The organism is Pseudomonas sp. WS 5503, assembly GCF_012985385.1.
In the GTDB taxonomy this organism is placed as follows: domain Bacteria; phylum Pseudomonadota; class Gammaproteobacteria; order Pseudomonadales; family Pseudomonadaceae; genus Aquipseudomonas; species Aquipseudomonas paracarnis.
In genome coordinates, this window is record NZ_JAAQWI010000006.1 from 162,759 (window position 1) to 186,546 (window position 23,788).

Genomic DNA, 23,788 nt, shown 5'->3' on the forward strand with positions numbered 1-23,788 from the left:
GCGAAAAACTCACAGGCGCCACGTTCATTCAGAAGCTACGCGTAATCGTTGGCGTTTTTCGCGAGCAAGCTCGCTCCTACAGTTTGACTCAGCACGCAGTTGCCGAGCGGCGGTGACCATATGAATGAGCGCCGCCTCGGTCTCCGGCCAGCCCCGCGTCTTCAAGCCGCAATCGGGGTTCACCCATAAGCGCTCTGCCGGAATCCGCTTGGCGGCCTTGCGCAGCAAGTTGGCCATTTCCGAGACATCCGGCACCCGTGGCGAGTGGATGTCGTAGACCCCCGGGCCGATCTCATTCGGGTAGGCGAAGGCTTCGAACGCGTCGAGCAGCTCCATGTCCGAGCGTGAGGTCTCGATGGTGATCACGTCGGCATCCATGGCGGCGATAGACTCGATCACATCGTTGAACTCGCTGTAGCACATGTGGGTGTGGATCTGGGTTTCATCGCCCACGCCACTCGCGCACAAACGAAACACTTCAGTCGCCCAGTCCAGGTAGTGCTGCCACTGCGCCTGGCGCAACGGCAAGCCCTCACGAAAAGCCGCTTCGTCGATCTGCACGATCTTGATGCCGGCCGCTTCCAGGTCCACCACTTCGTCACGAATCGCCAGGGCCAGTTGCCGGGCCTGCACTTCGCGGCTCAGGTCTTCCCGTGGGAACGACCACATCAACATGGTCACCGGGCCTGTGAGCATGCCCTTCATCACCTTGTCGGTGAGGCCTTGGGCATAGCGAATCCACTCCACGGTCATGGCGTTCGGGCGGCTCAGGTCACCGACAATCACTGCGGGTTTCACACAGCGCGAACCATAGCTCTGCACCCAGCCGAACCGGGTGAACGCGTAGCCATCCAGTTGTTCGGCGAAGTACTCGACCATGTCGTTACGCTCGGCTTCACCGTGCACCAACACGTCCAGGCCGAGATTTTCCTGCACCTCGACAGCGTGCTTGATCTCACTGTGCATGGCTTCGACGTATTCGGCGTGGCTCAACTTGCCCGCCCTGTACGACTGACGCGCCAGGCGGATCGATGCGGTCTGTGGGAACGAGCCGATGGTGGTGGTCGGGAACAGCGGCAAGTTAAGGCCGGCCCGTTGCTTTTCGATGCGCTGGGCAAACGGCGACTGGCGCTGGCTGTCCCGTGCAGTGATGGCCGCTACACGAGCTTGAACGGCAGGCTTGTGAATGCGTGGCGATGCAGCACGAGCTGCCTGCACCGCGCGGCTCGCAGCCAGGGCGGTGAGTACGCCAGGGGCTTCGGGCTGATCAACGGCCTTGGCCAGTAGCGCCACTTCCGCGCACTTCTGCACGGCGAAGGCCAGCCAGCTTTTCAGTTCGGCATCCAACTGGTCTTCCCGTTCCAGGTCCACCGGGCTGTGCAGCAGCGAGCAGGACGGCGCGACCCACAGGCGATCGCCCAACTTCTCATGGGCATGCTGCAAGGTGGCCAGGGCTTTTTCCAGGTCGCAACGCCACACGTTTCGGCCGTTGACCACGCCCAGGGACAGCACCTTGTACGCTGGCAGGCGGTCGAGAATGGTCGGGTACTGGTCCGGCGCACGCACCAGGTCGATATGCAGGCCATCCACCGGCAGGTTGGCAGCCAGGCCAAGGTTTTCTTCCAGGCCGCCGAAGTAAGTGGCGACCAATTTTTTCAGCGGGTCGCGCTGGATCAGGTTATAGGCTCGCTCGAAAGCGTTCTTCCAATCCTGAGGCAGATCGAGCGCCAGGATTGGCTCGTCGATCTGCACCCACTCAACGCCCAATTCGGTCAGGCGCTGGAATATCTGGCCATACAGCGGCAGCAGTCGCTCGAGCAGGTCGAGCTTGTCGAAGTCAGCGCCCTTGGCCTTGCCCAGCCACAAATAGGTCAGCGGGCCGATCACCACGGGCTTGACGCTGTGCCCCAGGTCGAGGGCTTCCTGGACCTCTTCGAAGAGTTGGTCCCACGCCAGGTGGAATTGCTGATCGACGCTGAACTCCGGCACCAGGTAGTGATAGTTGGTGTCGAACCACTTGGTCATCTCCTGGGCATGGGCACCGCCGCAGCAGCTGTCACTGACGCCACGGGCCATGGCGAACAAGGTATGCAACGTGGCCTGGCCATCCGCCGGGCGGAACCGCTCAGGGACCACACCGAACATCAACGAATGGGTCAACACCTGGTCGTACCAGGCGAAATCACCGACCGGCAACAGTTCGATACCGGCTTGCTGTTGCAGCGCCCAGTGGGTGCTGCGCAAATCACGGCCAACGGCGCGCAGGCCGGCTTCGTCGAGCTCACCCTTCCAGAACGCTTCCTGCGCTTTTTTCAGTTCACGATCGCGTCCAATGCGTGGAAACCCTAGGGAATGAGCGACTGCCATGACTTACAACTCCGATGGTGTGATTGATGGCGGTCATTGTCGGCAGAGGGGCGTCTTGAGACAAACTCATTCTGTTCTAGATCATCACAAGATTTACTCATGTTCAGGCAAGCATGATATTCGCGGCGCTATTGTTGATGTGTGGGGTGCCAGGGGCGCCGTCATCGCGGCCTCGCTGAGGCTCGAGCGCTCCCACAGGAGGCGGCATGATTCTTATGAACGGTCATACTTACGCCCTATGCTTAACGTGGCGCGCAAAATCCGCCGGCTAACCTTTCGATCTGTTCCAAGTGCGGGCACAATGCGTGTCCTTTTTTGGCAGGCACCGCCGCAGGCTCTCAAAAATGATCAAAACGCCGTACTACCTCATCGATAAACAGAAGCTTCTGGTCAACATGCAGAAGATTGCCTACGTGCGCGAACAGTCCGGCGCCAAGGCTCTGCTGGCGCTCAAGTGCTTTGCCACCTGGTCGGTATTCGACTTGATGCAGCAATACATGGACGGCACCACCTCGTCGTCGCTGTATGAGCTCAAGCTCGGTCGCCAGAAGTTCGAAGGCGAAGCGCACGCCTACAGCGTGGCCTGGGCCGACGATGAAATCGAAGAGATGCTGGAGAACTGCGACAAGATCATCTTCAACTCCATCAGCCAGCTGCAGCGTTTTGCCGAACGCAGCGAAGGCAAGACCCGCGGCCTGCGTGTGAACCCGCAGGTGAGCAGCTCTGACTACCTGCTGGCCGACCCGGCGCGCCCGTTCAGCCGCCTGGGCGAGTGGGACCCGGTGAAGATCGATGGCGTGATCGATCAGATCTCCGGTTTCATGTTCCACAACAACTGCGAGAACGGTGACTTCAGCCTGTTCGACAAGATGCTCGGCACCATCGAGGAACGCTTCGGTGAACTGCTGCACAAGGTCAAGTGGGTCAGCCTCGGCGGCGGCATCCATTTCACCGGTGAAGGCTATGCACTGGATGCATTCTGCGCACGGCTCAAAGCGTTCTCCGAGAAGTACGGCGTGCAGGTCTACCTGGAACCCGGCGAAGCGGCGATCACCAACAGCGCCTCCCTGGAAGTCACCGTGCTCGACACTCTCTACAACGGCAAGAACCTCGCCGTGGTCGACAGCTCCATCGAAGCCCACCTGCTGGACCTGCTGATCTACCGCCTCAACGCCAAACTGGCGCCGAGCGAGGGTGAACACACCTACATGGTGTGCGGCAAATCCTGCCTGGCCGGGGACATCTTCGGCGAGTATCAATTTGATCGTCCGCTGGCCATCGGCGATCGGCTGTCGTTCATCGACACCGCAGGCTACACCATGGTCAAGAAAAACTGGTTCAACGGCCTGAAAATGCCGTCCATCGTAGTGAAACAACTCGACGGTACAGTCGAGGTGGTTCGTGAATTTGGTTACGACGACTACCTGTCCAGCCTGTCCTGAGCTGGCGGATAAAGGAGAGATAAAGCAATTGAAAAAGAACGTTCTTATCATTGGTGCAGGAGGTGTCGCCAAGGTGGTGGCCCACAAGTGCGCGCAACACAACGACGAACTCGGTCGTATTGCTATCGCGTCGCGCAACATCTCCAAATGCCAGGCCATCATCGACAGCGTCAAGGCCAAGGGTAGCCTCAAGGTTCCCGCCGATATCCAAGCCTTCGCGCTGAACGCCCTGGACGTGGAAGCGACCAAGGCCCTGATCCGCGAGACTGATTCGCAGATCGTCATCAACGTCGGCTCCGCCTTCCTCAACATGTCGGTACTGCGTGCCTGCATCGACACGGGCGTGGCTTACCTCGACACCGCCATCCACGAAGAGCCGGGCAAGGTCTGCGAGACCCCGCCGTGGTACGGCAACTACGAGTGGAACCACCTGCAAGAGTGCAAACAGAAGAACATCACCGCCATCCTTGGCGTGGGCTTCGACCCAGGTGTCGTCAACGCGTATGCCGCGCTGGCGCAGCAACAGCATTTCGACCGCATTGATTCGATCGACATTCTCGACGTCAATGCCGGCTCCCATGGCAAATACTTCGCCACCAATTTCGATCCGGAAATCAACTTCCGCGAATTCACCGGGCAGGTGTGGAGCTGGCAGAACAGCCAGTGGACCAGCAACACCATGTTCGAAGTCAAACGCACCGACGACCTGCCGGTAGTCGGTTCGCAGAACCTCTACCTCACCGGCCACGATGAAGTGCACTCGCTGTCGAAAAACCTCGACGTGCCCAACGTGCGTTTCTGGATGAGCTTTGGCGAACACTACCTCAACGTGTTCACCGTGCTGAAAAACCTCGGCCTGCTCTCCGAACAGCCGGTCAAGACCGCCGAAGGCCTGGAAGTGGTGCCGTTGAAAGTGGTCAAGGCCGTGCTGCCCGACCCGTCTTCGCTCGCCCCGGGCTATACCGGCAAGACCTGCATCGGCGACCTGGTCAAAGGTACCAAGGATGGCCAACCGCGTGAGATGTTCATCTACAACGTGGCTGATCACGAAGAGGCCTATGCCGAGACCGACAGCCAGGGCATCTCCTACACCGCAGGCGTACCACCAGTAGCCGCTGCGCTGCTGGTGGCGCGTGGCGAGTGGGATGTGAAGCACATGGCCAACGTCGAGGAACTACCGGCTGAGCCGTTCCTCAAGGCGCTGGATGTGATGGGCTTGCCGACTCGGATCAAAGACGAGAACGGTGATCGGGCCTGGGATGCGACGGCCTGATAGGCCATAGCTGACCGAGCAAAAGAATGCGCCCCAAGGGGCGCATTTTTTGTTTGAGCTCACCTACAGTTCGAAGAACAATGAGGCTCAAAATGTGGGAGCGGGCTTGCCTGCGATGGCGGCCTGTCAGTCAATGATTCTTCAACTGAACCACCGCTATCGCAGGCAAGCCAGCTCCCACACTGGTTGTGGGTTGCCACAGAATCGGCACCAGGCATAGATCCCTGTGGGAGCTGGCTTGCCCGCGATGGCGACCTGTCAGTCAATGATTCTTCAACTGAACCACCGCTATCGCAGGCAAGTCAGCTCCCACAAGAATAAAGATCACAGTCTCAAAACACCGACCACCCAATCCGCTCACTCAACAATTCCAACGCCTTCATCCCCGCCAGTGAATTACCCGCTGCGTTCAGCTCCGGCGACCACACGCACACCGTGAACTGCCCCGGCACCACCGCGACGATCCCGCCGCCGACCCCGCTCTTGCCAGGCAGGCCCACGCGGTAGGCAAAATTGCCCGCCTCGTCATACAGCCCGCTGGTGGCCATGATCGAGTTCACTTGCTTGGTCTGGCGCGCCGTCAGCACCTGCTCGCCACTGTGGGCACTCACGCCTTCATTGGCCAGGAAGCTGAACGCTCGGGCCAGGTCCAGGCAGCTCATCTGCAACGCGCAATAGTTGAAGTAGCTGTGCAGCACCGCGTCCACATCGTTATGAAAGTTGCCGAACGACTTCATCAGGTAGGCCATGGCCGCATTGCGCGCACCATGCTGGGCTTCCGATTCGGCCACGACGCTATTGACCAGGATCTGCGGGTTGCCCGACAGGCGCCGTACAAAGTCGCGCATCGACAGAATCGGCACGGCGAAGCGTGACTGGTTGATGTCGCAGATCACCAGCGCGCCAGCGTTGATAAAGGGGTTGCGCGGGCGGCCACGCTCGAATTCCAGCTGCACCATGGAGTTGAACGGCTGCCCCGAGGGCTCGTGGCCCAAGCGCTCCCAGATGGATTCGCCGCCATGGTCGATGGCCTGCACCAGGCTGAAGACCTTGGAAATGCTTTGCACCGAAAACAGCGTGTCTGCATCTCCAGCGCAGTAGGCCGTGCCGTCGTTGCCGTATACCGCGATGCCGAGTTGGTTGGCGGGCACGTCGGCCAGCGCGGGAATGTAATCGGCGACTTTGCCGAGGCCGATCAAGGGGCGCACTTCGTCGAGGATCGACTCCAGCAGCGCCTGCATAGCTTGTCCTGTCATCTTTGTTCGAATCAGTGGTAAACGAGGCGCGGAGGATACGTCAATGGGCGCGCAACACCCACACAATCTCTACCACCCGCTCGGCAATCACCACGTAGATCAGGATCAACAACAGTTGCAACGCCAAGTGATAACGCAACTTGGCCAGGCGGCGGATGCCGTCGCTGACGTTCAACAGCATCAGCACCGTGGACAGCACAATCAAGCCCCAGCCCGCGACGCTGGAGGCGAAGATACCGATCAGCAACTCGTGCGGTCCCACCAGCGCGTTGGTCCCCGCCGCAAACAACAACGCGCAGACCAACAGGTTTTTAACATTGTCGAAAATCTGCGTGCTCAGGTCGTTTTCCAGCAACGCCAGGTACCGCGTCCATAAAGTGCGCATGCTTGAGTACCGAGTGGGAAGGCTCGTCAATCAAGGTAGTTCAATTGTGGACGCTGTCGAGCTTTGGCCAGGCTCAGAAATACGCCACATCCGACACTTCTGCATCCAGCACATCCTGGGCCAACGCCCAGGCGCGATCCTTGGACTCCACCACCAGCAGCGGGTAACCCCAGGCCTTGCCGAACGTCACGGCAAAGGGCTTGAGGGCCAGGCGCTTGGCAGCGCTGGGCTCCACCTGGATCATGCCTTTGACGTAAGCGCGCAAGGCAGCCTTGTTTTTCTTCATCCAGATAGAAGCGCGCTTGCGCTCTTCGTGGGCGTGTTCGTGATTGTTCTCATCCACGGCCTTTTCGTGCAGCAGCAAGAAGGGCTGCTCACGCGCCAGCAGACGTTCGAATGTCAGGAAGGCGTCTTCCGGCGCTCCCTCGCTAGGCGCGTCGAAAAAGATTTTCACCACCGGGAAAGTTGAACTGTCGAGTCGCATGGCAAAGCTCCTTTGATGAGATTGGTTCTCATCATAGGGCGCATGACGCTGGACAGCATTGCATAGAATAGCCAGAATATTTCGCAATCCAGCCAAGGCAGTTATCAGCATGGTTCATCACCGCCTCGACCAATACGACCCCTGCCGGGTCCGCGACGCCGCCGCGATCCCTCGCTCGATTGTTGCAGTGGGCGCCTCGAGTACGTCCGAACGCTGGGAACATACCCCTCACCACCATCAACACGGGCAATTGATCTACACCTTGCGCGGCGTGGTGCATTGTGTGATCGAGGCGGGTATCTGGATCGTGCCGCCGCAATGCGCATTGTGGATTCCCGGCGGTGTGACCCATGCGGCCCGTGGCGCTGGCGAAGCAGATGTATATTGCCTGTTGATCAACCCGGACGCCGCCAGCGCCCTGCCCCGGCAATGTTGCACGCTGTCGGTGTCGCCATTGCTGCACGAATTGATCGGCAAGGCGGTCAGCTTCCCGCAGCTCTACGACGAAGACGGCGCCCCGGGCCGGCTAGTGGCGACGTTACTCGACGAGTTGGCCTTGGCCCCCCTCGAGGCCCTGCATTTGCCCATGCCCCAGGACCCTCGCTTGCATCGGCTGGCCACCAGCTTATTGGCCAACCCCGGCGACAAATCGACCCTGGGCGAATGGGCCGTGCGCATCGGCATGAGCGAACGCAGCATGACCCGCCTGCTGCTGGAAGAGATCGGCCTGAGCTTCGGTCGCTGGCGCCGGCAGTTGCATGTAATCCTTTCACTGCAGCGCCTGGCCAACGGCGAGAATGTGCAGAGCGTGGCGCTGGACCTGGGTTATGAAAATGCCAGCGGGTTTATCACCATGTTCCGCAAGGCCATGGGCCAACCGCCGGCGCGTTACCTGGCAGACCGAGCCAGTACCGTCGGGCCGCACAGCAACGTGTCAACTATCGCCTTGACGTGAGGTTTTGATGATCGTTCCCACGCTCTGCGTGGGAATGCCTCGTGTGCCGCTCCGCGTCACGCTTAGGGACGCAGAGCGTCCTGGGCTGTGTTCCCACGCAGAGCGTGGGAACAATCCACCCGACTCAGTTCTTGTAGTCGGTATCGGTACGCTCAAGCTGCCGCACCAGCGCATTCCAATGCCGCGCCACGCCCGCGCCTTCGCCATTGCTGAACACCTTGGCCTGCTGCTCGACCTTGGCCACCACGTCAGCCGGTGGGAAGATCAACTCGGCATTCCCCGCTGCCTGTGCCGCAATCTGGATGTTGCAGGCCCGCTCCAGGCTTTGTAGTTGCTGGAAGGCATGCTCGACGCTGACGCCGCCCGTCAACAAGCCGTGGTTACGCAGGATCATCACACTCTTGTCGCTCAAATCCGCCACCAGCCGTTCACGCTCGTCCAGGTCCAGCGCCACGCCTTCGTAACCGTGGTAAGCCACACGCCCCGAGAATGCTATAGCGTGCTGGGAGATCGGCAACAACCCCTGCTTCTGCGCCGACACCGCAATACCGTCGCGGGTGTGGGTGTGCAGCACCGCTTGCAAATCATGGCGTGCGCCGTGGATTGCGCTGTGGATCACATAGCCGGCGTAGTTGATCCCCAGGCCCGTAGGGTCATCGACAAGGGTGCCGTCCAGATCGACCTTGACCAGGTTGGAGGCGCTGATTTCGTCGAACAACAGCCCGAAAGCATTGATCAGGAAATGCGCCTCGGGCCCTGGCACCCGCGCCGAGAAATGCGTGTAGATATGATCGGTCCACTTGTACAACGCCGCCAGTCGGTAGGCCGCGGCCAACTTGACCCGCACCTCCCACTCTTGCGGTGTGACCCGCTGGCGCACATTGCTCAAGACACTGGAAATCGGCGTGACGCTACTCATGGCAAATCTTCCTGGATGACCTAAGGGACTTCCAGGCAAGACTAGGGGATGGTCATAAATAATAAAAAGCACATTTTAATCTAAGCTAATTATTATATTTTTTTATAAAAAGTAGCAGTGGCAGCTTTCAGGCCGCCACAGGATCTCGCTCCTTTTCCACCGATCAACTCAGCAGGTTCAACGCCCGTTGTTGAGTTTCTCGTTGATTGCATCCGTTTGCCGTTCAATGTCCTTGATCGAGGTCGGCGTCACGACTTTGTCGATGGTTTCAGTCTTGGGGTTCGCAGGTTCAAGCGTCTGCCCTTTGGTGGCCTCGACATTACCTTTTTGCGCGTCTTCAGAGCTGACGGGGTCGGGGGTTTTATCGGCGGTTTTACGATCAGTCACAGTGCAATCCTCCTGGCAGTGGCAGGCCCCTGAGATGGCGGCCCTATGCAGCAGAACCCTGGGAATCCGGATTGGTTCAAGTCAATTGCCTCGCCTCACCACTGGGCAAAAAAGCGCAAAAAAATTTAAACCTTTTACCCGCCTCTCGATTCAACAGTCAGGTAACGGCATCCCGCCATTTCCAAGGAGAGACACCATGAAAACTCGACTGATGAAACCGATGGGCCTTACCTTCATGCTGATTGCAGGCTCGATTTCCACCGCGATGGCGGCGACCTCCAACGACTTTGTCGACAACGCCGCCGAGGGCGGTATCACCGAGGTGGAAGCGGGCAAACTGGCCCTGGAAAAAAGCAGCTCGGCGGACGTAAAGACCTTCGCCCAGCATATGGTCACAGACCATACCAAGGCCAATCAGGAACTGATGGCCCTGGCGAAAAAACTCGATATCGAAGTACCCGATGACGCTGCGCTCACCGACCAGGCGAAGAAAGCCATTCTGGAAATGCGCGATGAATCCTTCGACAAGGCCTATGCCAACAACCAGGTAGCGGCCCATGAAAAAACCGTCGAACTGTTCAAGAAAGAAGCGGCCTCCTCGGACAATACCGAGCTGAAAGCCTTCGCCACCAAGACCCTGCCCACCCTTGAAGCCCACCTGAAAATGGCCAAGGAACTGCAAACCAAATACGCCCATTAATCCATCCATGACCCAAGGAGACACTCGACCATGAGCTCGCAACTCAACGGCAAGCACATCCTCGTCATCACCTCCAACACCGGCATCGAGCGCGACGAGTTGCTCAAGCCTCTGGAGACGCTGCGTGGCTACGGCGCGACCGTGACGCACGCCTCCAGCAAAGGGGGCACAACCCAGACATTTGTCGGCGACACGGAAAAAGACCAGACCGTGGAATCCGACGTGCAACTGTCGGATGTTGTCAGCGCCGACTTCGATGCGCTGGTCATCCCGGGCGGTACAGTGAATGCCGATACACTGCGCCAGGATGCCGCCGCGCTGCGCTTGATCAATGAGTTCGTGCAGGCCGGCAAGGTCATCGCGGCGATCTGCCACGGGCCATGGACCCTGATCGACGCTGGCGTGGTCAAGGGCAAAACCCTGACCGCCTATAAAAGCGTGCGCATCGACCTTGAAAACGCCGGCGCTGCCGGCGTGGTGGATGCCGAGGTTAAAGAGTGCCAGGCCAATGGCTGGACCTTGATCACCTCGCGCACGCCGGACGACCTACCAGCGTTCAATGAGGCGATTGCCAAGGCCGTCGGCGGCTGATCGGTTGACCGCAATGAAAACAGGCGCCCCATGGGCGCCTGTTTTTTTATCAATCACCGCTTCAGCTTTTACGCTGCTGCGCCATTTCACGCTTGGGTCCGAACATCGCCCATGCAATCAACCCCAGCAACGGCACGAACACCAGCACCACGACCCACAACCCTTTGGTCTCCCATCCGCCAGTGCTGCGCAAAACGATATTGATCGCCCAGAGTTCCAAGAGCAGCAGAACCACCGCCAATACGATCCAGATATATTCAATTTGCATGATTCACCTCCTGAAGTCTAAGCGTTAGGTCAAGCAGATGCCCCAAGGGTTCCATTAGAATTTTCCTGGCCACACTTTATGGCCGCCCGTTGCGCTGGAGCGTCAGCAACCGGTTGTGCGTTGTGCAATCTCAACGCGGCCCGACCATGCAAGCTGCACGACCACCAAGCACACAGAAAAATACAACCAACTGATTTACAAGATAATTTTTAACCATAAAAGTTGGTACGCCTGATGCAACCTTCCTCACCACGAGGCGTGCACTTCGACACGCCCGCATACCCCCCGTGAGGTTACCTATGAATGCCATCGACCTGCTCAAAGCCGACCATGAACGCGTCAAGACCCTGCTGACCCAGTTAAGCGAATCCACTGAACGCGGGGTAAAAAAGCGTACCGAGTTGTTGGCCAAACTCGAAATGGAAGTCACCCTGCACACCCAACTTGAAGAAGAAATCCTCTACCCCGCGTTCAGGAAAGCTGGTGGCAAGGAACAGGACATCATGTACCACGAAGCCAAGGAAGAGCACCGCACCGTCGACTCGCTGGTACTGCCGGACTTGAAAAAGACCGACCCATCGTCCACCGAGTTTTCCGGTCGCGTCAAAGTGGTCAAGGAGTTGCTTGAGCACCATATCGAAGAAGAAGAAACCGAGATGTTCCCTCAGGCCAAGAAACTGCTGGGTAAAGCGCTGCTCGAAGAGCTGGGGGCCGAGATGGAAGCGATGAAGGCCGCGCACAAAAAAGCCATGGCGAAAAAACCGCTGGCGGCGTAACGGCTACCTCCTCGCAGCAAAGTTCGCGCGACAGTGACCCACAGGCCCTGTCGCGCTATCGATTTGCACCGATGATTTCTCCTCGCTCACTCAGCGATCCGGCCGACCGAGCCGGCCTGGCGCCCCATGCTAGCGTGCCATTGCCCTTGGCAGTGGCCGGGGGCTTTCAGGAGATTCATCACAATGGACACGCACTCCCCCACCTATACCCACCTGTTCAAAGAGGACTGGCACCTGCTGTGTTCGGCCTCTTCCATGGCGGCAATCGACTCCCCGATCGCCTACCTGAAGGCGTTATACCTGTTTGCCCAAGCGCTGGAAAAAAGCGGTAAAGGCAAACAGCCCAAGATCACCCTCGACCGGCGACGACCCGAACTCACGACACTGCCCCTGGACGAACGCGGCCTCAGCGCTGTGATTCCTCAACTCTCGATGATCAACGAAACCCTGTCCCGCCAGATCGACGCTCATCTCAAGCAAACCCGCCGTGAATACCGCGGCCGCTCCCTTGATGAGGTGCTCGGCAGGCAACGCTTCCCCTTCGTGCTGCCGTTCGAACGCGCGCATCGCCAGTGCTGGCTCGGTTTGTCCGGCGGCAAGCCACAATTGGGCGAACTCAGTTACCGCATCAGCCTCAAGCTGCCCACCAGCCAGCGCGCGCAAAACACTTACGGCGTGGTCCGGCACGAGGCCTATGAAGCGCAACGTTTGCTGTCCGGGCTGAGCCCTGCCCAGCAGGTGTTATTGACCGAGCCTTTGTTAATAAGAACGGGAGACGTACAGGCAGAAGATTTTTTTACCCAGCACTATGGTACCCAGGAGCAGCCCCTTGAGGAGTTGTCCCACTGGTTGCAGAAAACCGGACTCACCGCCGATCAGACCGAAGCGCTACTGGCCTGCGGCAAGTATGTGCCGGTGCTGTCGAGCAATGTTCTGGCAAGCGCCCTGCCAACGCCGCCGGCCAAGCTGCGCCTGCACAACGGTGCCGCGTACGTGAACGGGCCGATCACCGAGGCCGGCGCGACCCAGTCGCCCCTGTCGATCAATGCGCAGGACAAGGATGGTGCGCGCCTGCTCAATACCTCATGGGAACGTTATCAGCGCCTGCACCGAATGATCCGCCTGCAACGCTGGACGCAATTGCCCTTCGACGCACTCGACGCCCTGTCGACGAGCGTGGTGCGGCGTGAGCACGAGGGCGACCCGGCGCGGCCCGCCAACGACAATACCCTGCGCGCACTGGGCGTCTATCGCTATCTGGAACGCCGCTACAGCCTGTCATTGCAAGCCTTTGCCGCCGTGCTGGATGAGATACCGGTGTGGGCACCCGGCACTCGTCTGTCGCTGTACGACCAGCTGTTCAATCCCGGCCCGTTGCCAGGCCAGGCATTGACGCTGGACAGGCCGACCCTGGCCTTGAGGGAGGAAATCCCGACAACCCTGCGCCACCAGCTCTGCACCGGCCTGCACCTGAGCGACACCCCGGCCTCGTTGCACTGGCTGATCAAGCAGGCCCGCCTGCATCTACCCGCTTCTTGCCCAACGCTTACGTTTTATAGCGCGCTGTATCGCCAAACCCGTATCGCGCGATTGTTCGGGCTGTCAGTGCTCGACAGCTACCATGTGGCGGCGCTGCTGGGCGGTAAGGATTACACCGCACAACTGGTCAACCCGAGCCTGCGTCGCTCCGGCGTCAATGCCCCTGCCGACCTGCTCGATGTGCTGATGCAAATGGACTGGCTGGTCCGCTGGCTCAACGACACGGGTCAAACGGTTGATCAGCTTCGCCGCCAATTGCTATTGGATGCCCAATCCCCACCGCCCCACGTGCAGACGTACATCACCCAACTCGATGAGGTGGTCGAATTGACCCGGCATGGCCTGTTGGCGCAAGAAGACCTCGCTGACCTGTCATTGCCCCAGCCCGAGCCTGACACCAAAGCGGCGCCCATTGCCTGGCATGCCCTCATCGTACAAGGGCTGCTGCACAGCCAACCGCTGCTCAAGCCCGCGCCGCCCAAAGAACTGCCCAATGGGCTGGTGCAGCTTATCGAAGCCCAGACCCTGAGCCTCGACCCAGAACGCAACACGGCTCTGCACAGCGATGCCAAACAGGCAGTGACCAAGAAGCTGGGCGCGTTCTACCAACAAATGCAGCCGCTGAAAGCAAAAATCGACACGCTGCTCAACGCTCCCTCACACCTTGCCGGTGACCCCGCCGCGTACCTGCAATGGCGCAAACTCGTGGTTCGACAAATTGCCCGAACCGCCACTGCTGAATCCACCACGGAGCTGCACAAAAATGTATTGCTGAGCCTGCCGGATGCTGAAGTGTCCTTGGGGCTGGCAGTGAGTCGTGAGGCCTTGCAGGCCTTCGTGCTCCATCCGCACTGGCTGAGCCCGGACCACACCGCGGCCTCGCTGCTCAAGCTGACGCTGAGCACGCTGTACCTGCTGCAACGCTTTGCCCATTGCCTCAGCACCTACGGGCTGGCCCAGGACAGCGTGCTCGCCTATTTACAATGCGCCAATTCATCCTCCGTCGAAGGCTCCGCCATAACTGACAATGGGGCTTGCACCTCGCAACTGGCCGCATTGCTCAAGTGGGATGTCGATGAAATCAACCTGCTCGTTGAATCTCTGCCTGCCAAACAGGTGAGGACCCTGGCCGACCTGGACTGGCTCCTGCGTTGCCATGAAGCCGTCAGGCTCACCGGCCTTTCCGCCAGCGCCTTGCTCAAGGCTGCCGACCTGCATGCCACCTTGATGAATGAAGACTGGCAACACGTTGGCTCGGCATTGATCGCCACAACCCCCTAACCCCGTTGTATTTCGCCTGGTTCAAGGAATGACCATGTCTGACACCCTCACCCAACACCTCAACGAACACCTGCGCGACGCGATGCTGGGGTTCTACCTCAACAGCGTGCTGCCTGAAGACACGGCAGTGGCCGATACCGTCAAGACCGTAGACGATATCTATACCTATTGGCTGCTCGACCCCCAGGTCAGCCATACGGTGCCTACCACCCGTGTCGCCAGCGCCATTGCCAGCCTGCAGCAGTACATCACCGGCATTTACCTGGGCCTGGAGCCCGGCTACGACGAACAGGGCATGAGCGCTGACGAGCAGACCGAGTGGCGAGACCAGTTGCTGTCCTATTCACTGTGGCGTGCCCACCAGCAACTCCAGCACTACCCGGCCACCTACCTGAGCCCTGCATTGCGCCATGACAAAAGCGACAACTTCAGGCAACTGGAGAACCAGCTCAACCAATTTCGCATAGAGCCTGCGCCTCTGCAGACAGCCGTCCACAGTTACCTCAGCCGCTTCGAAGCACTTGCCAACATCAAGACCCTCAATGGTTATATCGACGGTGATAAAGACAGCTTTGCCAGCAGCACTTATTACTTCACCGGCAGGTCCAGTCCGGAAAACACCTATTACTGGCGCACGCTGAAAATGGCCTCGGGCGACGCGGCCACTCCGCCAGCCTGGTCCTCCTGGCAAAAGATCCCGCTGTCGATTGACAATAACGTCCCCGAACAGACGATTCGCCCGGTGGTGTTCAACGGGCGCCTCTTCGTGGTGTGGGCCCAATGCATCAACCCGACGTCCTCGTCGAGGGACATCACCCCGATTGGACGAGGTGATGTCGAATCGGAGAGGGAATACCAACAACGGCTGGAAACCCGGATAAAGACCACCTATCTACAGTTGCGCTTGTACTTTTCCTATAAAAAACTGGATGACAGTTGGAGCGTGCCGCAGGCCTGCATTCAGGAATACAGCCTTGCACAGGGCCTTGACGAATTGAGCTCGGAAGACTTGATGAGTGCCACTGCGTCCATCGCCGTACTCGATTCAAAAAGCCAACCGCCGTCTCTGTTCCTGGGCCTGAGCGCACAGCCGAACCATCAAACGGCTTCCTCGCACAACGGCGTGCATCGGCATTTCTTTCAAGCGGTACGGCTGGATCAGCACTTCAACGTCCATTGGCTGGAAACTCTGGGCAGCACTCGGCGGATGTTCTCCTGGCATAAAGAGTCTGAACTGGCCGGGCGGTACCAGGCCCTGTTCGGGCACCACAACAGGTCAAGATTTCAATTCAGGGCGCCCGAAACGGTCCAGGTCAAAGTTCACTCCCTGACCAACAATGCGCCCCATGGCACCACCCATGGCTGGAATTACGAAGACAATCAACAGCATATCCGCAGTCTTTCGGCTGAGAGCGATATCCGGTTCAACCGAACGACGTCAGTACTGGAGGTCACCACCCGCCTGGCGAAACGCTTCGAACCGCACCGCACTGTCAGGTTCAGCAAGGCAGACGCAATGGCCAATTTGACCATCACCCTCAGCAGCAGCGGTCCTGCCCAGAACGAGATGCTGGCGTTAGGCCCCACCGCCGAGATTTTCCTGGAGAGCGCCAGGCTGGCAACCTTCTCCAACGTGCGCATCGACTTGACCCTCAAGTGCAACGAGACCGGCGTCAGCTATGCCCAATTCATAAAAAATGCAGCGAATCAGCCGACGATCTTTACCCTGCCGCAGATTGAAAAAGATCAAGAAACCCCGAAAAGCGCGACATTCAATCTGCGCGACCAACGCATTAGCCAAGAAGCCTTCGATTATTTTTTCAATACGCCGGACGCCACCTATACCGTCATTCTCTCGTTCTACAACAATCAAGCGGAGTCCAGCAGCCATGCCTACGACTTGGTACTGGACAAGGTCCAGGTCCAGCAGAAACAACGCCTGTACAAACCCGTGTTGATGTATCCCAGACAGGGAGACAGCGCTTTACCGGAAAGCCCTCATCGCAATAACACGGTACTCGTCGGCCTGGCAGACGCCTCTCGGCGCACCCTGCGCGACACGTTCACTGAACTCTCCGAAACGCACACGCTTGAGGCGCAGATCGAACTCTCTCCCTCGACCTTGCACCCCTACGACGAGGACTCCACGGACACGACGGCTTCCACATTGACGCTGATTCACGGCGTGTTGCTACTGGAAAGCGATGTGCATTACCCCGACCCCATCATCCTGGGCTACGCGCTGAAAACCGCGACTTTCACCCTGCCGCCCGATAACAGCACCCCCATCATTCCACTGGCTCCGTTTATCCGGCGACTCGCTACCCCGCCCTATGGCACGGCAGAGTTCATCGACTTCAACGGGTCCACTATCGAGTCTCTCGATAAACCTGAAAACACACGAGCGCCCATACGCACCAACACCTGCGTGGCCGGGCTGCTGGCAAAAACCGCGGGCGCAGGTTTGCATGAGCTGTTTGCGTTGGCGCCGGATGCCTGGCGCGAGCCGCCATTGCCAAGCGAGAAAAAGCCCAGTCCCCTGGACTTTCACGGCCCCCATGGCACCTATTACTGGGAGTTGTTTCTTTACCTGCCCTGGCTGTTGGCACAACGCCTGAACCAGGAGCAACAATACGCCGAGGCCGAAACGTGGATACGCTACGTGTTCGATCCCGTACACCCATCCGGGTTCTGGCGCCTGCCTGCGCTGCTTACCAGTGCGCCACAACGCCACGACGTCTCGTCCGTGTCCCACCCATTGGCGACAAGCAGCGCGGTACATTTTCGTCAGGCGCTGTACCTGCTGTACGTCGACATCCTGCTCAATCGCGGGGATGCGGCCTACCGGCAAATGACCCGTGACGGCCTGGCCGACGCCAAGTTGTGGTACATCCGCGTCAAGGGCTTGCTCGGGCCAAGGCCGCCGCTCAACCCGGTCGATCCCTGGGCAGCCACGACCTTGGACAAACTGCAAAACCCTTCCACGCTCGATAGCACGACAGTACCTGCGGGCACCTCGCGGCTGTGTCGGTCCCTGAGCCCTGATCTGCTGCTGCGCTGGGACAAGATCGAATCTCGCCTGCACAACCTGCGCCATCACCTGGATCTGACCGGCAAACCCTTGAGTCTGCCGCTGTACGCCGCGACCCTGACGCCTCAAACGCTGCTTGCCGCGTACCAGCAAGGGGCGGTCGGCGCCAGCATGCGCCCGTCGCTACGCACCGCCCAGGCCGCGCACTATCGCTTCCAGGTGCTGCTGGGACACGCCTTGCAAGCGGTCGACAACCTGATCCAGTTGGGGACGACCTTACTGTCGTTGTTCGAACGCAAAGAGCAGGCCCAGTACCTGGAAACCCAGCAGCAGCAAGCCTGGGACTTGGCGAGGCTGGCCGTCGAACAACAGGCCCAGGCCGTACAGTTCGATGCGAGGAACCAGGAGGCGCTGTTGGCAGGACGCCGCATGGTCGAAGCGCGGGTGGCGTTCTTCGAACAGCAGCTCAAGCGAGGCATCAGCCCGGCCGAGGCCCAGGCCACCCAGGAGTACCAGGACAGTGCGCGCTGGGACACCGCCGCCGCCGTGGCACAAGCCGGCGCGGGGCTGGCGATGCTGATACCGAATATTTTTGGCACCTCCAACGGCGGCGTGCGCTACGAGGGCGCTTTTCACGCCCTGCACGCGGCGTCCCAAGGCATTGCCAATGAAAAGCGCGCCAACGCTGCCCACCTGGACCGCACCGACCTGTTTGCCCGACGCGCCGCCGAGTGGGCCCATTCGCTTGAACAGGCACGCCTTGAGCTGGCCCAGGTCGACGCCCAACTGCAGGCTTATACCGAACAGCAAGCCCATACCCGCTTGCAACTGGGCCTGGCCCAGACCAGCCTGACCCAGGCACGAAGCCTGTACGACCAGCTCGGCAAACGCTTTACCAACGCCCAACTGTATCAATGGCTCAATGGCCAACTTTCCACTTTCTACTACCAAGCCTATGACTCGACCCTGTCGCTGTGCCTGGCGGCCGAGGCCTGCTGGCAGGAAGAACGGGCTCAGTGGGACAAGCACTTCATTCAAACCCAGCATTGGACCCATCAATATCGCGGCTTCAGCGCCGGCGAAGCGCTCAAGCAAAATCTACTGAGCATGAGTAACGCCTACGTCACCCACAACGAACGTTTGCTGGAGATCACTAAAACCGTGTCGCTGCGCCATCTGCACAGCCAAGACCCGATGGCCACGCGCGACATGCCCTGGGCCGCGCTTAAAGCCGACCTGGTAAAAACCGGCACCTTGACCTTTGAACTGACCCTCAAGCTGTTTGACGACGACTACCCAGGCCATTACCTGCGGCGTATCAAGCACGTCAGTGTGTCCCTGCCCGCCACGCTGGGGCCCTATGAAGACATCAAGGCCATCCTGACCCAAACCGCCAATACCACGCACGTCACCCCCGCGACCAGACACACCGAAGCCGCGGTAAAAAAAGACCTGCGCGCCAAACAGCAAATCGCCCTGTCCAGCGGGCTCAATGACAGCGGATTGTTCACCTTGAACTTCGACAGCGACGAGCGTTACCTGCCGTTCGAATACACAGGAGCGATCTCCACCTGGCAACTGACCTTTCCCAACCATGCCCGGCAAAACGCTCTGCTCGAATCCCTCACCGATATCATCGTGCACCTGCGCTACACCGCTAAAAACACCGGAGGTCAACGATGAGCGTGCAGCCGCCCGAACTCTTGGAACCGAAGATTCCGGCGCTGCCCAAGGGCGGTGGCGCCATCCAGGGCCCCGGCGCGCAATGGGGCGCCGTGGGCACACGGGGTGAGGCGTGCCTGGAGGTGCCCTTGCCCATTTCGCCGGGCCGAGGCTTCACGCCGGCCCTGAGCCTGGGTTATCGCAGCGCCCTAGGCAATGGGCCCTTCGGCCTCGGCTGGGCGATGTCGGCAGGCGCCATCAGTCGTGATACCCGCAAAGGCGTACCGGCCTACGGTGATGACGACCGTTTCATCAGCCCCCAAGGCATCGACATGATCCCTGAGCGTGATGCCGACGGCGAAATTCAGGCCACGACCTGGGACCACTATAACGGCCTGGCCCTGGACGAACCCCACCGAGTGGTGCGCTATTTTCCGGTGATAGAAGCGCGCTTCGACCGTATCGAGCATTGGTCTTGCGACAGCGACAAGGCCGGGTTCTGGCTGGTTCAGGGGGCCGACGGCTGCGTGCACCTGTTCGGCAAGACTCCGATCGCGCGCTGTGCAGACCCGAACGACGATCTACGTGTTGCCCAATGGCTGTTGCAGGAAAGCCTCAACCCCCTGGGTGAGCAGATCTATTACCACTACAAACACGACGACCAGCCGCCAAGCGCCGCCAGGGACTATCGCGCCCAGCGTTATCTGGCGCGGGTGTGCTACGGCAACCTCAAGCCCCTTGAGCATCTGGCGCTGTGGCGCGCGGACGCCCTTGCTGACAAGCAATGGCACTTCGAACTGCTGCTGGATTATGGCGAACGCGACGCTGGCCTGAGCCAAGTGCCGACCTATGCCGAACAACACGCCTGGCCGGTCCGCAACGACCCGATCAGCAGTTATGCCTATGGCTTTGAACTCGGCACCCTGCGGCGGTGCCAGCAAGTGCTGATGTTTCATTACTTCCCCGACGAGCCGAGCCTGGGCGCCGAGCCGGTGCTGACGCGGCGTCTGTTGCTGGAGTACACCCATCGCCACGCCATCGGAAGTTGCCTGAACGCCGTGCACAACCAGGCCTTTGACGCCCAGGGGAACGCCAGTGCCTGGCCGCCCCTGGAACTGGCCTACAGCGCCTTCGTGCCGACGCTGGACGCCGCGCGCTATCAAGCGTTCGACGCCATGGCGGGCGTCAACGATGGGCAGCATTATCAACTGGTCGACCTGTACCGCGACGGTTTGCCGGGCATCCTGCACCGCACCGATAAAAGCTGGTATTACCGCGAGCCGCTCAGGGCCCCCGGCCCAGCCAGCAGCAATGCGCTGATCTATGGTCCATGGCAGGCCCTGCCACGCATCCCCCTCGCCGATACCGTCCAAGCCACGCGCCAGGCACTGGCGGATCTTGACGGCGATGGGCATCTGGAATGGGTGGTGGCGCAACCGGGGCTGAGTGGTTTTTTCAGCCTCGACTCGCAGCGGCAATGGTCGGGTTTCGTGCCTTTTGCGGCGATGCCCCAGGAGTTTTTCCATCCCCACGGGCAACTGGCCGACCTGATGGGCAGTGGGAGGCTGGACCTGGCCTTGATCGGCAGCCGTAGCGTGCGCCTGTATGCTCAGCGCCAGGACGGCGGGTTTGATCCTGGCCAGGAGGTGCGCCATGCGCCCGACGATGAGGGGCTACCCACCCTCAGCCATTCGCCGGCTGAATTGATCGCCTTTTGCGACCCCCTGGGCAGCGGCCAACAACACCTGGTGCGTATCCGCCATAACGAAATCAAATGCTGGCCCAACCTCGGCCGTGGACGCTTCGGCAAAGGGTTTGTCTTCGCCACACTGGCGTTCGACCACGCCAGCTTCGATGCCGCCCATATTCGCCTCGCCGACCTGGATGGTTCAGGCGCGGTGGACCTGATTTACCTGGCGCCTGAACACGTACAGATCTATATGAACCGCGCCGGCAGCGGGCTGGCATCGGAGCCACTGACATTGCCTTGGCCCGAGGGCGTGCGCCATGACGCGACGTGCCAGGTCAGCTTTGCCGACCTTCAAGGCCTGGGCTGTTCCAGCCTGATCCTGAGCGTGCCGCACATGACCCCCCAGCACTGGCGGTATGACTTCGTCAGTCTCAAACCGTATTTGTTAACCGCCACGCTCAACAACCGGGGGGCTACCACCCAGCTGAGCTACCGCAGCAGCGCCCAGGAATGGCTCGACGAAAAACAGCACTGGCAAACCCTGGGAGTGCCCCAAGGCAGTAGCCTTGCGTTCCCAGTGCAGGTGGTCAAGCGGCAACAGCAAAAGGACTTGGTCAGCGGCAACCGCTCCACCCAGTATTTTCGTTACCGGCAAGCCTGCTATGACCGTGAGGAGCGCCAGTTCCTCGGCTTTGGCCTGGTGTTGCACACCGAGCAACCCCCTACGGCCGATGCGCAGCCTGGGGTGTTGACCAAACGCTGGTTCCACACCTTTGAGCCCTCGCAGGAGGCTTTTTACCCGGGCGACCCACAGGCGCCCGCGCTGGGGCCAACCCTGCTGGGCCAGTTGGAGGCCGGGCGCACAGGAGACACGCTGATCGCCACGCCCGTCGCAACCACCCGCCGCGCGATGCAGCGTGCATTGGCGGGGAGCCTGCTGCGTGAAGAGGTGTATGCCGCCGCCGATTCGCCACCACAGGCAGTGCCGTATTCGGTGCAGCAACAGCGCTATCTCATACGGCAATTAAGCCCGTCGGCCAAGGCCGGCGAACCGGCGGTGCTGCTGCCACTGTTGCTGGAGTCGCTGACCTGTCGCTACGAGCGCCAACCGGACGACCCGTGCTGCCGGCACATCCTCAATCTGCGCTGGGACCGCTACGCCGGCAATCTGCACAGCGTGGTGGTCGACTATGCCCGTCGCAGGACAGCCAGCGACTCCCCACCGCCTGGGCCAGCCCACCAGCAGCAGTGGTGGCGTGACGCACACGACTCAGCGCAGCAGACGTATTACCTCAACGAAACCCGAGCTCGCTTCATTCACCTGGACGCCGCGCAGCGCTGGCGCTTGCACTTGCCTTACCAGCAACGAAGCAACGTGCTGGTGCTGAGCAAAGAGGCGTTAGCGATTGAAAAAATAAGCTATGAACACTTCATCGCGCAGGGCCCGTCCGATCCATTGGGAACAGCGGCCGAACGCAGGCTGGGGGGGCTGTCGGTGCAGCACTACTGCGTGGCGGAGCACACCGAACCCTTGCCGGCCGGCACCGCGAGTTTTCAGGCGCTGCCTGCCTATATCGAGACGGCCGAACTCGATCAGCAAGCGCTGGAGGTATATGAGGGCCGCACTGTCACTGCTACGCTCAGTGCACAGCACTATCGGGCCATGGCCGCGTTCCTGTCACCGGACCCCGGGCAGGACGAGGCCATCACCCTGTGGTCCCTCGGCCAGGGTTACACCCGCTACGGCCAGGCCGAAATGTTCTATCGGCCTCGTCGGCATCAGGCGAGCCTGAGCCATGGGTTCACGCAGTCCGAGTACGACCGCTATGGGCTGTACATCATCAAAGTGCAATTGGCGGACGGCTGCACGACCCAGGCGCAGTACGACTACCGCCTTGGCCTGCCGGTGACGGTGACTGACGCACAGCGTACACAACGCTACGCGCACTACGACGCCCACGGGCTGCTGCTGGCGACCGGCCTCAAGGGTGAGGAGCAAGGAAAGCCCGTCGGCCATGACGCCCCTACGCCCTTCATCCGCACGCCCGATACGGGCCCGGCGCAGGCCCTGACTGATCCGAAGGCGGCGTTGCTCAACGCTCAAAGCGCGTGCTTCTACGACGTGTTCAGTTGGATGGGGCGCATTCCACCCGCCAGCATCCAGGCGCAATGGGTAAGCAACGGTTACCTGCTGCCCAGCGGGCATATTCGTGCCTCGGCGTTGGCACGCCTGAACAGCCTGAGCGCTGCGCTCCCCCATCATCAAACCCTCAAGCGCCTGATTCAGGCGGCCAGGCAAGTGCCGGTGCACGTCGTGGTACTGCACGCCGACCGTTGGCAAGGCACGTCGCAAACGGCGCAGATCCAGGTAGCCCTCGCCTTCAGCGACGGCTTTGGCCGCGTGCGGCAAACCCAGGAAAAGGCGCAACCGGGCCCGGCCTTTGCAGTCGATGACGCCGGTATGTTGAGCGCGGGTGCCGAGCCAACCGATGCCACTCGCCGTTGGCGGATCAGCGGCCGTGTGGAGTATGACAATCAGGGTTGCCTGGCGCGCACCTGGCGACCTTACTTTGCCGACCGTGCCGGCTATATCGACGATGCGGCCTTCAACACCTTGCGTCCCAGCGAGCAGCACTTTCATGACGCGTTGGGGCGCCCGGTACGCGTGCTCAATGCCAATGGCGACACGCGGCGCCAGACCTACCACGCCTGGTACAGCATCGCTGAAGACGAAAACGACACGCACGCGCCGGCCTGACAACAGAGCCGGGCCGTTACACGG

16 protein-coding genes are annotated in these 23,788 nt (G+C 60.2%); 9 read left to right on the forward strand and 7 right to left on the reverse strand.

From position 1 onward, the window contains the following. Window positions 1-24: 24 nt before the first annotated feature. Window positions 25-2,367, reverse strand: a complete 2,343-nt coding sequence (metE, locus tag HBO10_RS17075) for a 5-methyltetrahydropteroyltriglutamate--homocysteine S-methyltransferase (protein ID WP_052199933.1) — start codon at window positions 2,365-2,367, stop codon at window positions 25-27. A gap of 344 nt (window positions 2,368-2,711) precedes the next feature. Here metE and HBO10_RS17080 point away from each other — a divergent pair, with 344 nt between their 5' ends. Together HBO10_RS17080 and HBO10_RS17085 are read left to right on the forward strand one after the other, a co-directional pair. Next, window positions 2,712-3,809, forward strand: a complete 1,098-nt coding sequence (locus HBO10_RS17080) for a carboxynorspermidine decarboxylase (RefSeq protein ID WP_005787689.1) — start codon at window positions 2,712-2,714, stop codon at window positions 3,807-3,809. Window positions 3,810-3,837: 28 nt separating this feature from the next. Then, window positions 3,838-5,082 carry a saccharopine dehydrogenase family protein gene (locus HBO10_RS17085; protein ID WP_034125712.1) on the forward strand — a complete coding sequence of 415 codons (1,245 nt, stop codon included), beginning with the start codon at window positions 3,838-3,840 and terminating at the stop codon, window positions 5,080-5,082. 332 nt (window positions 5,083-5,414) lie between these two features. Here the strand turns inward: HBO10_RS17085 and glsB are convergent, their stop codons facing one another. The 3 genes from glsB to HBO10_RS17100 all read right to left on the reverse strand — a co-directional run bounded on the left by glsB (window position 5,415) and on the right by HBO10_RS17100 (window position 7,207). Beyond that, entirely contained in the window at window positions 5,415-6,323 is a 909-nt protein-coding gene (gene glsB, locus HBO10_RS17090) for a glutaminase B (RefSeq protein ID WP_014718789.1), read from the reverse strand. A 55-nt stretch (window positions 6,324-6,378) separates the two neighbouring features. Further along, window positions 6,379-6,723 carry a hypothetical protein gene (locus HBO10_RS17095; RefSeq protein WP_034125713.1) on the reverse strand — a complete coding sequence of 115 codons (345 nt, stop codon included), beginning with the start codon at window positions 6,721-6,723 and terminating at the stop codon, window positions 6,379-6,381. Between the two features lie 73 nt (window positions 6,724-6,796). Continuing rightward, the gene (locus HBO10_RS17100) at window positions 6,797-7,207 is read right to left on the reverse strand and encodes a hypothetical protein (RefSeq protein WP_034125714.1); all 411 of its coding nucleotides are present in this window, start codon (window positions 7,205-7,207) and stop codon (window positions 6,797-6,799) included. Between the two features lie 109 nt (window positions 7,208-7,316). On the opposite strand from HBO10_RS17100, the gene HBO10_RS17105 reads away from it, so the two are divergent. Further along, window positions 7,317-8,162 carry a helix-turn-helix transcriptional regulator gene (locus tag HBO10_RS17105; RefSeq protein WP_034125715.1) on the forward strand — a complete coding sequence of 282 codons (846 nt, stop codon included), beginning with the start codon at window positions 7,317-7,319 and terminating at the stop codon, window positions 8,160-8,162. Between the two features lie 124 nt (window positions 8,163-8,286). On the opposite strand, the gene HBO10_RS17110 is transcribed toward HBO10_RS17105, so the two are convergent. Both HBO10_RS17110 and HBO10_RS17115 read right to left on the reverse strand, forming a co-directional pair. Then, window positions 8,287-9,081, reverse strand: coding sequence for a class II aldolase/adducin family protein (locus HBO10_RS17110; RefSeq protein WP_034125716.1), 795 nt, complete (start codon window positions 9,079-9,081; stop codon window positions 8,287-8,289). Window positions 9,082-9,258: 177 nt separating this feature from the next. Then, entirely contained in the window at window positions 9,259-9,468 is a 210-nt protein-coding gene (locus tag HBO10_RS17115; RefSeq protein WP_034125717.1) for a hypothetical protein, read from the reverse strand. Window positions 9,469-9,664: 196 nt separating this feature from the next. Between HBO10_RS17115 and HBO10_RS17120 the strand changes: the two genes are divergently transcribed. After that, the gene (locus tag HBO10_RS17120; protein ID WP_034125718.1) at window positions 9,665-10,168 is read left to right on the forward strand and encodes a DUF4142 domain-containing protein; all 504 of its coding nucleotides are present in this window, start codon (window positions 9,665-9,667) and stop codon (window positions 10,166-10,168) included. Between the two features lie 30 nt (window positions 10,169-10,198). After that, complete coding sequence (locus HBO10_RS17125; protein ID WP_034125719.1) at window positions 10,199-10,759, forward strand: type 1 glutamine amidotransferase domain-containing protein; 561 nt, start codon at window positions 10,199-10,201, stop codon at window positions 10,757-10,759. Window positions 10,760-10,820: 61 nt separating this feature from the next. On the opposite strand, the gene HBO10_RS17130 is transcribed toward HBO10_RS17125, so the two are convergent. Continuing rightward, window positions 10,821-11,027 (reverse strand): hypothetical protein, encoded by a 207-nt coding sequence (locus tag HBO10_RS17130; RefSeq protein WP_003191730.1) that lies wholly within the window; start codon window positions 11,025-11,027, stop codon window positions 10,821-10,823. Between the two features lie 299 nt (window positions 11,028-11,326). Between HBO10_RS17130 and HBO10_RS17135 the strand changes: the two genes are divergently transcribed. The 4 genes from HBO10_RS17135 to HBO10_RS17150 all read left to right on the forward strand — a co-directional run bounded on the left by HBO10_RS17135 (window position 11,327) and on the right by HBO10_RS17150 (window position 23,764). Continuing rightward, on the forward strand, window positions 11,327-11,803 hold the full coding sequence (locus HBO10_RS17135) for a hemerythrin domain-containing protein (RefSeq protein ID WP_020303041.1): 477 nt from the start codon (window positions 11,327-11,329) through the stop codon (window positions 11,801-11,803). Window positions 11,804-11,986: 183 nt separating this feature from the next. After that, window positions 11,987-14,623, forward strand: a complete 2,637-nt coding sequence (locus HBO10_RS17140) for a Tc toxin subunit A (RefSeq protein WP_034125720.1) — start codon at window positions 11,987-11,989, stop codon at window positions 14,621-14,623. Window positions 14,624-14,657: 34 nt separating this feature from the next. After that, window positions 14,658-19,337: a neuraminidase-like domain-containing protein gene (locus HBO10_RS17145; RefSeq protein ID WP_034125721.1), complete on the forward strand. Its 4,680-nt coding sequence runs from the start codon at window positions 14,658-14,660 to the stop codon at window positions 19,335-19,337. Further along, on the forward strand, window positions 19,334-23,764 hold the full coding sequence (locus tag HBO10_RS17150; RefSeq protein ID WP_034125722.1) for a SpvB/TcaC N-terminal domain-containing protein: 4,431 nt from the start codon (window positions 19,334-19,336) through the stop codon (window positions 23,762-23,764). Before HBO10_RS17145 ends, HBO10_RS17150 begins: the two co-directional genes overlap by 4 nt. Window positions 23,765-23,788 lie beyond the last annotated feature (24 nt).

Excerpts from the sequence above, each read along its gene's own strand:
- HBO10_RS17110 (WP_034125716.1), bottom strand. The coding sequence starts at position 9,081 with ATGAGTAGCGTCACGCCGATTTCCAGTGTCTTGAGCAATGTGCGCCAG.
- HBO10_RS17140 (WP_034125720.1), top strand. The coding sequence starts at position 11,987 with ATGGACACGCACTCCCCCACCTATACCCACCTGTTCAAAGAGGACTGG.
- HBO10_RS17120 (WP_034125718.1), top strand. The coding sequence starts at position 9,665 with ATGAAAACTCGACTGATGAAACCGATGGGCCTTACCTTCATGCTGATT.
- HBO10_RS17145 (WP_034125721.1), top strand. The coding sequence starts at position 14,658 with ATGTCTGACACCCTCACCCAACACCTCAACGAACACCTGCGCGACGCG.
- HBO10_RS17100 (WP_034125714.1), bottom strand. The coding sequence starts at position 7,207 with ATGCGACTCGACAGTTCAACTTTCCCGGTGGTGAAAATCTTTTTCGAC.
- HBO10_RS17135 (WP_020303041.1), top strand. The coding sequence starts at position 11,327 with ATGAATGCCATCGACCTGCTCAAAGCCGACCATGAACGCGTCAAGACC.
- HBO10_RS17105 (WP_034125715.1), top strand. The coding sequence starts at position 7,317 with ATGGTTCATCACCGCCTCGACCAATACGACCCCTGCCGGGTCCGCGAC.
- HBO10_RS17080 (WP_005787689.1), top strand. The coding sequence starts at position 2,712 with ATGATCAAAACGCCGTACTACCTCATCGATAAACAGAAGCTTCTGGTC.
- HBO10_RS17130 (WP_003191730.1), bottom strand. The coding sequence starts at position 11,027 with ATGCAAATTGAATATATCTGGATCGTATTGGCGGTGGTTCTGCTGCTC.
- HBO10_RS17125 (WP_034125719.1), top strand. The coding sequence starts at position 10,199 with ATGAGCTCGCAACTCAACGGCAAGCACATCCTCGTCATCACCTCCAAC.
- glsB (WP_014718789.1), bottom strand. The coding sequence starts at position 6,323 with ATGCAGGCGCTGCTGGAGTCGATCCTCGACGAAGTGCGCCCCTTGATC.
- metE (WP_052199933.1), bottom strand. The coding sequence starts at position 2,367 with ATGGCAGTCGCTCATTCCCTAGGGTTTCCACGCATTGGACGCGATCGT.
- HBO10_RS17095 (WP_034125713.1), bottom strand. The coding sequence starts at position 6,723 with ATGCGCACTTTATGGACGCGGTACCTGGCGTTGCTGGAAAACGACCTG.
- HBO10_RS17150 (WP_034125722.1), top strand. The coding sequence starts at position 19,334 with ATGAGCGTGCAGCCGCCCGAACTCTTGGAACCGAAGATTCCGGCGCTG.